General features: G+C 47.5%; 8 protein-coding genes. 6 read left to right on the top strand and 2 right to left on the bottom strand.

Annotation, left to right across the window (positions count from 1 at the left end; genetic code table 11):
• The first annotated feature begins 319 nt into the window (after nucleotides 1-319).
• The 4 genes from L1285_RS21140 to L1285_RS21125 all read left to right on the top strand — a co-directional run bounded on the left by L1285_RS21140 (nucleotide 320) and on the right by L1285_RS21125 (nucleotide 6,064).
• Entirely contained in the window at nucleotides 320-3,190 is a 2,871-nt protein-coding gene (locus L1285_RS21140; RefSeq protein ID WP_235414219.1) for a G8 domain-containing protein, read from the top strand.
• Nucleotides 3,191-3,673: 483 nt separating this feature from the next.
• On the top strand, nucleotides 3,674-4,591 hold the full coding sequence (locus L1285_RS21135; protein ID WP_235414218.1) for an esterase/lipase family protein: 918 nt from the start codon (nucleotides 3,674-3,676) through the stop codon (nucleotides 4,589-4,591).
• A gap of 92 nt (nucleotides 4,592-4,683) precedes the next feature.
• Entirely contained in the window at nucleotides 4,684-5,454 is a 771-nt protein-coding gene (locus L1285_RS21130) for a lipase chaperone (RefSeq protein ID WP_235414217.1), read from the top strand.
• A gap of 232 nt (nucleotides 5,455-5,686) precedes the next feature.
• Entirely contained in the window at nucleotides 5,687-6,064 is a 378-nt protein-coding gene (locus L1285_RS21125; RefSeq protein WP_235414216.1) for a hypothetical protein, read from the top strand.
• 89 nt (nucleotides 6,065-6,153) lie between these two features.
• Here L1285_RS21125 and L1285_RS21120 read toward each other — a convergent pair whose 3' ends face one another.
• Nucleotides 6,154-6,540: a thiol-disulfide oxidoreductase DCC family protein gene (locus L1285_RS21120; RefSeq protein WP_235414215.1), complete on the bottom strand. Its 387-nt coding sequence runs from the start codon at nucleotides 6,538-6,540 to the stop codon at nucleotides 6,154-6,156.
• Nucleotides 6,541-7,145: 605 nt separating this feature from the next.
• Between L1285_RS21120 and L1285_RS21115 the strand changes: the two genes are divergently transcribed.
• Both L1285_RS21115 and L1285_RS21110 read left to right on the top strand, forming a co-directional pair.
• Complete coding sequence (locus L1285_RS21115) at nucleotides 7,146-8,774, top strand: methyl-accepting chemotaxis protein (protein ID WP_235414214.1); 1,629 nt, start codon at nucleotides 7,146-7,148, stop codon at nucleotides 8,772-8,774.
• Nucleotides 8,775-9,067: 293 nt separating this feature from the next.
• Nucleotides 9,068-10,252, top strand: a complete 1,185-nt coding sequence (locus L1285_RS21110; protein ID WP_235414213.1) for a GTP-binding protein — start codon at nucleotides 9,068-9,070, stop codon at nucleotides 10,250-10,252.
• A 54-nt stretch (nucleotides 10,253-10,306) separates the two neighbouring features.
• Here L1285_RS21110 and katG read toward each other — a convergent pair whose 3' ends face one another.
• The gene (gene katG / locus L1285_RS21105; RefSeq protein WP_235414212.1) at nucleotides 10,307-12,622 is read right to left on the bottom strand and encodes a catalase/peroxidase HPI; all 2,316 of its coding nucleotides are present in this window, start codon (nucleotides 12,620-12,622) and stop codon (nucleotides 10,307-10,309) included.
• Nucleotides 12,623-13,107 lie beyond the last annotated feature (485 nt).

The following is a 13,107-nucleotide window of genomic DNA, read 5'->3' as shown; positions in this document are numbered from 1 at the left end:
AAATCAAGTATTTTTCCTACCTTGAACATTAAAAAATTGTATTGTTCAGATCGCTTTTCACGCCAGCTAAATAGGCTATGCTAATCACAAGTAGTGAAAGTGTGCTCCTGCATTCTTGTAATGCATTTAGAATCGACCTGGCCAGTGTCAAAAGAGCAGACCTTAAACCGAAATGTTTAATCAGGGTTTAGAAAATACCGGGTATGGGCTTCGGCTCTGGCCCCGAATATGTCTGCTCAACCTTATGCTTTCTCTTTAAGAGCGACGTCATATTGCCTTGCAGGCTTGATGTCATTGCCAATTCACACAGGTTAAAGATATGAATAGATTAAATTACAGGGCATTGATATTTATCATGGTGTGTTTGTTCATGCGTCAGGGGTTAGCAACAACACCCATGCAAGTCGCAGGCACACCAACAATTACGGCCCAGGCTTCCGGAAATTGGAGCGAGACGAATACTTGGGGAGGCGAATTACCGGGAGATGATGCTCGGGTGTTGATCCCGGCAGGAGTAACAGTGATTGTTGACAGAAAAATACCACAGGCATACAAATCAATACGCATTGATACCGGCGGCGCAGTTAAGTTTGCAACCGATGTGGATACTGAGTTGAAAACGGAGTATCTGTTTAGTGCGATGAATGCCTTGTTGGAAATAGGCTCAAATACAGGACCTGTTTTGGATAATGTGACTGCGAGCCTGGTTTTTGCAGAGCGCGGCGGAACATCGAGTGTGGAGGATCCCAATCGTTATGCACCAGGTGCGGTACTTATGGGCAAAACGACGATGCATGGTACTCAAAAGAGCAGCTGGCTGATATTGGCTGACCACCCTGTTGCGGGGGCCACTGAGTTTAGGTTTAACTCTGCGCCAACAGGGTGGAGAGTGGGAGACAAATTGGTTGTAACGGGAACTGATCCAATTACCCAAACAACCAGCACAGAAGAGTTCGAGAAAGATGAAGTCGTGACTATCACTAACATAGAAGGATCTGTAATCACTTTTACACCTGCTTTAGTGAGGGATCATAAAGCCCCCACTCAGGCGCCTGATTTAGATGTACATGTTGCAAACCTGACGCGAAATATTGTCATTTCGTCAGAAAATACTCGTGTCACTTCGCTCAGTGGTGAGTTCAGAAAGCCACGTGGACACATGATGTTTATGCATACTTTGGATGTGGATTTACGTTATATAGAAGCGAATAATCTGGGCAGAACAGATAAAGGGACCATTCTGGATGATTGGGACTTTTCAGATTTGGATGCAAATCAGAATACCGGAATGCCAGTGCAAGACGGTTTGCGAAATCCCCGTGGTCGGTATTCTATTCACTTTCATCGAGGTGGGCTGGATACCTCAGTGTTTCCTGCAAAACCTATTTTTCCGTTCCCTAAAGCAGCACATGTTGAAGGCGCTGTGGTGAATACCGATCCAGGGTGGGCCTATGTAAACCATTCTGCGCGGGTCAATTTTGTGCGGAACGTTAGTTATAATGTGGTCGGCGGGGCCTTCAACACGGAATCAGGTAATGAAACAGGGTCGTTTATAGAAAACATCGCGATCAGAACTGTAAACCCGACAAACCCAATCATGCGTGCGCCTAGACCAAGAGATTCCTATATTGATGGAGGCCCGACAAACTCGCTTGTTGATTTGAGAGAGCATCGACAGGACTTTGCTTGGCAGGGAGATGGATTCTGGTTTCACAGTACCGGAGTTAAGGTTGAGGGTAATGTCGTTTCGGGTAGTACCGGACATGCGTATGTATACTGGACTGAAGGCCTTGTTGAAAAAGGTTTAGGTATGGCACGCGGAGACATTGATGCACATGTACCTGAATCTGAATTCCCTGCACAGCATCAGGCTCTGAAGGCTTGGCAAGCGGAAAATCCGAATTTTGTATTGGATATTTGGTATCTGCAACCCAGACCATTTAAAAATAATACTGCTTACAACTTTGCACGTGGTGTGCAAACGTATTATACCCACACTGAATTTCATCGTAAAACGGACCCATCTGAAACCGAACCGAATTCCTGGATGAATGATCTGCCAGCCAGTTATAAAGATCAACTCGATATGGTTTTTGATGGGACGGTTTTATGGAATATCGGGCGTGTTGGCTTTGAGCATAATCACAGTACTAATATTACTATTAAGAACTCCAGAATTCTTGGCTATGGTGCAAGGTCAGGATATGAAGACTATGGGGTTAATCCAGCACCTGCCTATGTCAATGATGAGCCCGAAGTGGTGGGTATTGATATGGATTACTACCACAACACACATCGTTGGACGTTGAAAGACAACATTATTGAAGGGTTTTCCGGTCAATCGGTTGGTATGTCTTTGCCGAAGAATGCTCAGGTTACGATTGATGGTGGCGTGTTTAATAATTCAGGCACAGACATTTTGATAAATGCCGCCAGTGAACATATCCAAAATGAAGATGGAGAGGGTTTTGGGGTGGGCATGCTATCAAAAGCACCAACGCGCTCCGAAGTTACCCTGCAAGGTAATATTACCTTTGGTAACCCAACAAACAACATCGTCATGAATGCAGAGATAATCTATGATGAAGTCCCTCAAAAGGCATTCCCTATGATTGCAGGTGCCAAGGTTGATCCGCTGTATTTCTTTGCGCCCCAGCGGGTAACACTTAATTTTGGCCCTTTTAACCAAGTAGCAGCATATTTTGATGAACAAGATGGCGACTATGTGCCGATCCGCTCGGGCTTGTCTGGGAATATATGTGCGATCAGTGAGATGACAGAGTGTATAAGCAATGAGTATGCAGATAAAACAAATTTACAGCTTAAACAGGCATTTAGCCGTTCTTTTTTAGGTGCAATCACGCCTACAGACGCCACGACGCATACTATGGTGATTGGTGGTAAGCTAGGAACTGCCAGTGATGCCGGAGATGGTGATGCCGGAGATGGTGATGCCGGAGATGGTGATACCGGAGATGGTGATGCCGGAGATGGTGATACCGGAGATGGTGATGCCGGAGATGGTGATGCCGGAGATGATAGCAGCGCAGGAAATAACGGTTCAGGTAGCCAGCAAACGGTCGACTCGAATTCGCAAGGCAGTGGAGGAAGTCTTGGATTTGTCATCTTAGGGTTTTTAAGCTTGATTTGCGCACGTAGGAGAGTATTTGGTGGCCTGCCTGCGATGTAAAATCGATTTAATTCTGAACGGGTGATTTGTCGATTCGTTCTATTCAACAAGATATGAAGCGCCAGAGTGCGCTTTATATTCCACCTTTTATTCATCCAAAGCAAACATTAACCACCCTCGCTCTTATGCTATAGCGATTGCATATCAGGGCAGAGCCCAGTCGTAGTGAGTTACACCTAGAGGAAGCGGGTGAGCATAAGTTTGCTTTTTCGAGCATAAATTCTAATTACGACGATATTACTTTTCTGTTTTTATCGGTATGCCTAAGCTATCTAACTAAATGTATGCGTTGGAAAGTTGAACCATGAAAAATACATATAAGTCATTAGCTTGTTTATTTATCACAGTGAAGAATAGCAAGGTTGCATAGATATTATTAGTCGAGCGAGTACAGTTTAGTGTTTTTTTTAAACAGTGAGGCTTGACCTCTTACCACTATGAACTACTCTTTTGTTGCTAAATTGTAACTTTTGGAGCAGGTAAATGAAAAAAATAACACTCTCACTCTTACTTTGCGTGATGTCACTCTTTGCGCAACTGGCGCACAGTAATGATGAGCTCGAATATCCCGTGGTGCTGGTTCATGGTCTGTTTGGTTTTGATAATTTACTGGGGGTCGACTATTTCTATCGGGTGCCTTCGGTGATCCGCCAGGAAGGCGGGAACGTCTATGTGGCAGAAGTCTCATCGGCACACAACTCAGAACTACGCGGTGAGCAACTGCTGGAGCAGGTTGCGCTGATCAGAGCACTGACAGGCAAAGACAAAGTCAACCTGATAGGCCATAGCCAGGGCGCACAGACTATTCGCTATGTGGCATCGGTTAAGCCTCAATGGGTTGCGTCGGTAACCAGTATTGGCGGGGTTAACTGGGGTAGCCGCTTTGCTGATGTGGTGCGTGGTGGCGTAGATCAGGGGTCTTTTTCGGAGCAGTTCTTAGCATCTCTGGCCAATGGTCTGGCTGGATTGATTGATTTATTGTCAGGCAAGCCAACGGCACCCAAAGATGCCCTTGAAGCGCTGAGTGCCCTGACAACTGAAGGCACCATCGCTTTTAATCAAAAGTATCCTGAAGGCGTGCCGGCTCAGTATTGCGGTCAGGGTGATACACTGGCCAGTAACGGTGTGTACTATTTTTCCTGGAGCGGCAGTCGGGCATGGACCAACTTGCTGGACCCGGCTGATAATGCCTTGTTGTTGTTCTCTGGTGTATTTGACGAAGCTAATGACGGCCTGGTTTCGGCTTGCTCAAGTAATCTGGGTTATGTGATTGGCAATGATTTTAAGATGAATCATCTGGATCAGGTCAATCAGACCATTGGTATTCATCACTTGTTCGAAACGGATCCTCTGACTGTGTATCGACAGCATATTCGCCGTCTGAAGGGACTAAATCTATGAGGTACTGGCGTCTACTTTCATTCAGTTGTGTTGGGCTAAGTGTTTGCCTTTGGACTCTGTTACCCGAACGGGACCATGAAGTAACCACTGAGATGGTGACAGGCTCCGCACACACAGTGACAGAGACGCCACACCAGATTGAAGCGCAGTCTGTCGCCGTGATGCCAGCAGAGTTTGAGCATTGCGGCGCCATTACCCGGGCACACAAGCATCAGCTCGACGACTGGATTTTGTTATTGCAAAAGGAGCAACTGGAACAGCACTGGGCGCGGCAGACACACCGCTTACCACCTTGTTTACAGGATATCGCCGATGATTATATGGCCTATAAACAGGCACTCACTCAGGTAGATACTAACCTGACTATGCACGAGCGTTTTGAAGCACTGCAAACGCTTCAGGGGCAGTACTTTTCCACTGAAGTGATAGCGGCTTGGTTTGAAAGCGAGAACCGCTGGGATGCTCAGGCCTTAGCGCGCTGGCAGATTTTATCTGACAAAACCTTGAGCGAGCAGACCCGGGCTGAGCTGATTGACGCGCACATCAGTCAGTTGCCACAAACAGAGCGGCAAACCATAGAGGCCACCCAAACCCTGATCACGCTAAAACACAGTTGGCACAACATGGATTACAATCAACTCAGCGCCGAGTATGGCGATGAAGCGGCCACGCGCTTGATGCAAACCCGTAAAGAGCAGCAGCAATGGCGTGAGCGAGTCGCACAATTTAAGCAACGACGTGCAGAGGTACAGGCTAGCCAGAGCGGGGGAGCGCAGCAATCGGCGTTGGCTGCGCTGAGGACGTCTATGTTCACAGACACAGAACAAAAAAGGCTGGCAGTGCTCTTAGCTAATTCACAGTGACTTTCCGGGCAGACTCCTAACTGGTTATTTGCATTACAAAATATAACGAACCTTTACAAAAAGCGCTGTGTGGTTTCAGGTACTGACTCAACCGCTCTGGTATAATGCGGTGCGCAGTGACATTGAGGTAGCGTGCTTGATTGTGCTTGCCGCAGATATGTTTTTTGAAATAAGGCATGGCGTTGAACGTGTGTTTTCTCTCCATGGCTAAGAAAGAGGTAAATAAATCGGAATGAGAAATTCTGTATTGGCTTTGTTGTTTATGGGGGTGCCAGGTCTGGCGATGTCTTCAACCAGCTACATCGTGACTGTAAGCGTAAAGGATGCTGTGTCCGACAGGCAGTTTCCGTCATTTGTGCTCCAGTCTCTCGACCAGGTTAACACTGTGCGCTCAGGTGAATGTAAATATGCCGGTTTGCTGTCCAGGCAAAGTGATCAGGTGCTTGTGTTGCATGGAAAAATGTCTTGTATCTATGAACAGGGAACCTCTCATATGGATATGCCCGAATTCTCTATCAGCGATGAAGGCGGCAGTGGCAGCATAGAGATGGGAGAGGAGGGTGCTGTAATGTGGAAATACAGCGTGGATGTAAAAGTACAGGACCTGTAAAACACGTCAGACCTAAACACAGTCAGCCTTGGGCAATAATATACAGTATGACGCTCAAACTAACTGACTGCCCACGCCATGGCTCCGGATTACTTGCGGCACACGCCGCTATCGCAACGAGACTTGCCAGTCAGCCAGTAAGAAATGCGATAGCGGTTTTTGGCAAACAGTAAATAAAACTTATCAGCGATGGGTTTAATGACAGGCCATCTCAGTGGCGCGTACAACCAGCCCATTCCCACTAATCGCCACGCCTGATGCGTAACATCCAGTCCAAACATCAAGTTACCCTGAGCATCCAGCGCATGCAAAATGGTGTTGGCTTTATCTGGGTCTATAGTGGGATAATTGGTGAACTCGTCACTATATATATCTACGGTTTTAATGCATGTAGCCTTATCTCGTTTCGCCAGTGCTGTCATTTCCTTTACACACAACGGACAGGTGCCGTCGTAAAATATGGTTAGTTCACTCATTGTATTAGCCTGCTACTTTTCCCTTTATTACGTCTTGCCGATGCCGCCGGATCATTGCGCGTTATAAGTTGCTCATTATTGCATATTATCTCACCATAACGAAAAGGCGTTCACGAATTGCACTGCCAGAAAGTGGGGTTTCGAGGTGACTGCCGCAAGTCACCGAGGTTGTTTGTTCATTCCTGTAAAATAACGCCATTTGTAATTAAGCTGAACGTATTTAATTAAGCTGTTCAAAAGCTGTTAAATGTCGTTGTTTATTTGATCTGTTTTCACATTTTAAAAATAGAAACAACAACATATGAGCATGTTATTTGATAAATAATTCGTTCAACCACACCGGTCATTTCATTATAATGGTTGATTAAATACTGAAAGGTTGTGCGTAAAACACGTACACCAAGTGCATCTGAAATAGTAAATCAGGCAGGTGTTACAGAGCAAGAATGTATGCATATCTATGCTTTTTTTGTACATAAACGCAGCTGTTCAGATGACCTAAGTACAGAGTTTGTAAAAACCGCCACCGACGAGCGTATGGCTCGTCGGTGGCGGTTTTTTAATTCATCTTAGTCACCATTAATTTAGGGACCTATATAAAGAGTATGGCATTAAAAGACTTATCAATTACTAAACAAATTGGCTTGAGCTTTTCATCGGTATTTTTGGTTTTCTTCCTCGTGAGTTTACTGACTTACAACTGGTTGAATGGGATTCGCGGTGATCTGGGGTTCATAGTAAAAACCAGTATCCCATCGGTGGAAATCGTCAAAGATCTGAAAATTGACCTGACCACGGTACGCAAAGATGAATTTGGTGCGACCATGAACCCGGATCACCCTGAAATGGCCCAGTGGTTGACCATTTTGAATGACTTACGAACCGGTATTAATCGTAAAGTTGAGCGTTACAGTCAGCTGAATGTATCTGATAAAGAACGTCGCCAGTTCGAAGCATTTGCTCGTGCCTGGCGCAGATATGAGACTGCAACGTCTGATTTTAACGCCCTGGTTCGTGCCGGTAAGGTGAGCCGCGCCAATGAAATTGTGCTCGACAGTTACCCTATTTTTGCCAATGCAATGGACGAGCTAAGCGAGCTTGAAATTATCAACAGCGAGAATGTCGGAAAGGCAGAAACCTCAGCGCTAGAGGCTGTCAATACCGTGATCACCGCCATTATCATTTGTACTTTGGTATCGGCGATCATGATAGCGCTGATCTGTTTTGTGTTAAGCGGCGCTGTCAGACGTCCTCTGGAAAAAGCCATGAATCTGGCAGAGAACATTGCCAATGGTGATTTAAGTACTCGGATCGATATCGAGTCAGCAGGTAAAAATGAACTGGGTTCTTTGCTGGTATCATTGGAGAAAATGCGTAACCAGCTGAATGGCCTTGTGGTAAAAATTAATGACAGCGCTATCGTACTGGCTTCGGCGGTTGAAGAAGTAAATGCCATCTCGGCACAAAATGCCAAAGGGATGGAGAATCAGCAAAATGAGTTGCAGTCTGTTGCTTCGGCAATGACCGAAATGCAGGCAGCCGTTTCTGAGGTTGCGCAAAGTACAGAAATGGGGGCTGAGTCTGCCAATCAGGCGCACATGAAGTCTCGTGAAGGTAATACCGCACTTAAAAGCAGTATGTCGCACATTTCTGCTGTCGCAGAAACAGTTACACATGCGGGCGAACTGGCTATAAACCTGGAAAAGAACTCGCAAAATATCAACGTGGTCGTTGATGTGATCCGGGATATTGCGGAACAGACCAATTTGCTGGCGCTGAATGCGGCCATTGAAGCGGCGCGTGCTGGTGCGCAGGGTCGCGGCTTTGCAGTCGTTGCCGATGAAGTGCGCTCACTGGCGCGCCGGACTCAGGATTCAACCACACAAATTGTGGAAATTGTCAGCGATCTCCAGCAAAAATCTAAAGAAACGGGCGAAGCCACCCGCACATGTCAGACGGGGATTGATGTGTGTGTGGAGCAAACCGAGACGGTCAGCCAAACCATCAGCCAGATTGAACAGGAGATAGACAGCATTGCAGCGATGAGTACGCAAATTGCAGCAGCCTGCAACGAGCAGTCTGTGGTGTCGGAGGAGCTGAATCGCAATATTGAAAATATCAATGTCGCAGGTGTGGAAATGACCGAAGGCGCCAATCAAATTTCTCATGCCTGTGGTGAAATCAGTGAGCTGGCGCACAGCCTCAAATCCAGTGTCGAGCAATTTAAATTGTAATACCACCTCTATTGCTGCCGGGGATTTAAAAGCGTTAATTCCCTGGCAGTAAATTATACCCTCGACGAAATCGCCGAATGCCTTGTGCTGGCGGCGCTTTCTTACCCCAAAAACAGGCAGGGCTCATCGCCTATCTGGGCAGCGCTGTCTTCATCATTTACTTTTATAAGTCCTGCAAACCAGCCAGAGACAACTTGGCTGTCCAGCCGGTGTAATACTGTGTCATTGATAATTAAGCCAAACGCCCTTCATAATGAAAGCGACTTAGGCTTATAGCTGTAAAGGAATCAACAATGGCAGATAATCATGAAAACGATAGAACATACATCTATGTTGGCACAATCGGCGCAAAAGGGCATGGTAAGACGACCTTAACCGCCGCGATAACGCATGTGTTAGCAAAAGAACACTTATCAGCACCGCAGAGCTTTGCCTCAGTCGACGATGCGCCTGAGTACACCACAAATGCTGGTGTAACTTACCGTAGCTCAATGGTCGATTATGCTTCAAAATCGTACGTTTACTTTCATTCAGACTGCCCCGATTATATGGACTATGTTAAAGGGCTGATCACAGGTCATTTGAGGATAGGCACCGCCATCCTTGTGGTTAGCATTGATGTCGGCTTTAATCGCGAAACGGATGGATATCTCAGGCTGCTGCGCTCGATGGGTATTAGTAATGTCATTGTTTATATTAATAAAGCCGACACGATACACGACGAAGCGTTTATCAGTGAGATGGCGTCTCTAATCACAGAGCAGCTAGAGGAGGCGGGGTATGACAGAGCTTTGAGCCCGGTGATCGTGGGCTCGGCTAAAAAAGCGCTTGAAGGAGACCCCAAATGGGAAAACAGCATTAAAGCGTTAGTTCAGGCAATGGAAGACTATGTTGTTCCGCCAAACTCTTTAAAGGATAGGCCCTTTTATATGCCTATCGAAGACGCATTTATGAGGCACCCTCGTGGCTCGATTGCATATAGCATCATGGAAGCGGGTACGATACGAGTAAATGACCTAGTTGAACTCATTGGTATAAAAGATGCGCGGCAGACAAACTGCTCTAGTATTGAGGTTTGGTCAGTTCCACAAGAAAGCGTAAGTGCGTCCGAACGTGTCGCGATAGGCCTGGCTGAAATCCCACGCGATGAAATTGAAACAGGCATGGTGCTTTGCGAAAAGGGCACGCTGAAGTCATGTCAACGTTTCGAAGCGCTGCTTTATTGTTTGACCGGTGATGAGGGCGGACGTAAAACGCCTCTGCACAATGGATTTGAAGGTGACTTTAGACTGCATTACCTGGACGTGGCAGGCACAGCGAGCTGGCCTCGGGACATTGAAATGATGGTGCCGGGCGACGAGCTTAACGTGACTGTCAGGCTAAGCAAATCCATGGCGATGAAAGCGGGTGTAGAATTCGAGGTCCGCCAGAATGGCCAGATTGTCGCTGTAGGGCGTATAACTTGCCCCATTGACTGAGTGCTTTAACCAAAGAGTCAGCGCCTATCGCAGGCGCTGACTCTTGGGGTAGGATTACAACTGATGGCGCAAGTCAAAGCGGTCCAGCTGCATCACTTTGTGCCAGGCTTTAACAAAGTCCTCTGCAAACTTTTGCTTGGCGTTATCATAGGCATAGACTTCAGCCACGGCGCGCAACTCAGAGTTTGAGCCAAAGATCAAATCTACACTGGTGGCTGTAAAGCGCTGTTTGCCTGTGCTGCGGTCAATGCTCTCGTACAAACCTGCCTGGCTGGTTTTTTGCCACTGATGAGACATGCTCAGCAAATTGACGAAAAAGTCGTTGCTGAGCGTGCCCACGTTATCGGTAAATACACCGTGATGAGATCCTGATGCATTGGCTCCGAGTACGCGTAGTCCACCCAGCAGAACCGTCATCTCAGGCACAGTCAGGTTTAACTGATCGGCTTTATCTACCAACATCTCGGTCGGTGAACGGTAGCTAGCGTTGACATCAAAATAGTTTCTGAAGGCATCTGCTTTTGGCTCGAGCAATGCGAATGAGTTAACATCGGTTTGTGCCTGCGTCGCGTCGGTGCGGCCAGGAGTAAAGGGCACAGACACCGTAATACCGGCGTTTTTAGCTGCCTGTTCAACCGCAGCGGCACCTGCCAGTACAATCACATCGGCCATTGACACTTGCTTGGTGCCACCGGCTGCGCGGTTAAAGCGCGCCTGAACCGCTTGCAGTTGATTCAAAACTGAGGACAGTTCGTCCGGGTTGTTAACTGGCCAGTCTTTTTGTGGTGCCAGCATAATGCGGGCGCCGTTAGCACCACCGCGCATATCCGACGCGCGGAAGCTGGCAGCAGACGCCCAGGCTGTGCGAATAAGCGCCGGTACGCTGATCCCCGTTTGCAGAATATCCTGTTTGATTGCTCTGGCATCGGCTTCACTAATTAAAGCATGATCAACTGCCGGGACGGGATCTTGCCAGATTAACGCTTCATCAGGCGCGGTATTGCCTAGATAGCGGGCACGCGGGCCCATGTCGCGGTGTGTGAGTTTGTACCAGGCTTTGGCAAAGGCCAGACGGTATTCTTCCGGGTTGGCCAAAAAGCGCTCGGCAATTTTGCGATACGCCGGGTCGTACTTGAGCGCCAGATCGGCCGTGGTCATCACCGGTGAGTTGAACTTACCTTTAACGTGTGCGTCTGGCACTGAGGTATGCAGTGCTTCATCGGTTGGGATCCACTGAATGGCACCACCCGGACTGCGTGTTTGCTGCCATTCAAAGTTCAGCAGGTTTTGCAGGTAGAGCGTAGTCCAGCGGGTCGGTGCCTGAGTCCAGGCGCCTTCAAGGCCACTGGTAACGGTATCTTCGGAGTGGCCTTTACCACATTTGTTTTTCCAGCCAAGACCTTGTTCTTCAATGACGGCACCACCGGGTTCTTTACCCACACATTTACTGGCTTTGTGCGCGCCGTGCATTTTACCAAAGGTGTGGCCACCTGCGATCAGCGCCACGGTTTCTTCGTCACTCATGGCCATGCGACCAAATGCCACGCGGATGTTTTTGGCCGAGCCTGCCGGATCGGGCTTACCCTTAGGGCCTTCCGGGTTCACGTAGATTAGGCCCATGTGTGTTGCACCGAGCGGGCGCTGTAATTTACCGTCCTTTTCTTCGCGATCACTGGCCAGCATTTCGACTTCTGGACCCCAGTAAACCAAATCCGGTTCCCAGTCGTCCGTGCGCCCACCGGCGAAGCCATACGTTTTAAAGCCCATGTTTTCCAGGCCAACGGTACCGGCCAGAATCATCAAATCGCCCCAGGAAATTTGCGCACCGTACTTTTGCTTAAGCGGCCACAACAGGCGCTTGGCTTTGTCCAGATTACCGTTGTCAGGCCAGCTGTTAAGCGGGTCAAAGCGCATCTGACCGCCATCACCACCACCACGACCATCTAATGTACGATAGGTCCCCGAGCTGTGCCAGGCCAGGCGAATAAACAGTGGCCCGTAGTTGCCCCAGTCGGCAGGCCACCAGTCTTGTGACGTGGTAAGCAGCGCGTTCATATCTCGCTTTAGCGCCGCCATATCCAGCTTGTTGAACGCCATGGCATAGTCGAAGTCTTCTCCCAGAGGATTGGAGCGGCCGTCGTGGTCGCGCAGAGGAGATAAGTCAAGTTGATCCGGCCACCAGAACTGATTGGATTTGGCCACGCCCATAGGTACAGAGCCGGACCCGACAGCGCCTTTAGGCTTGCTGATCTCACCATTAGACTGGCTGCCTTGTTGCAGGTCGTCGTTGCTGGCGCAGGCGCTGAGGCCTGTTACCGCTATACTTACCAGCGCGGCTAAGGCCGATTTTCTGAATATTTTTGTGCTCATAGTGGTTACCTTATTTTTGTGAAACGCCTGGCGACCAGCCAAACCCTACCTGGCCGTCAGTACATCTGCTTAATTCTCAGCGAGTATAGTTACAGGTTTGCAAAATTGTTAATGGAATTTATAGATGCCTGCATTCGTAAAAATCAATCATGGTCACTATTTCAGCAGGCTCATCGTAAAGTACTGGTTTTATCTGACGATGGCTCAGTTTTTATTTGCGTGTAATAACGTGTAATGGTTTTGTGTTGGGGTTTTTCTGTACCATTTATAGCTTTTAATGAGAATTTAAGCGTAAAAAAAATTGCCTTGATTTGTTTCTTTTATGTGCATAAATGTCAATTTTAAGTTTAAATATTAAACTCTTAATATTTGATAAATAAGATAAAAAATATTCTAACCGCCATTTTTTGTGTATATAATCTAAATAATTAAATTTAGTTACAAAGTAAGATGTAAGACACCTGAAGCGCTCAGGCTGTCTTCTG

Origin of the sequence: Pseudoalteromonas sp. DL2-H2.2 (assembly GCF_021532535.1) — a bacterium.
GTDB classification, from domain to species: Bacteria; Pseudomonadota; Gammaproteobacteria; order Enterobacterales; family Alteromonadaceae; genus Pseudoalteromonas; species Pseudoalteromonas rubra_A.
This window is presented reverse-complemented; position numbering and strand designations above follow the sequence as displayed.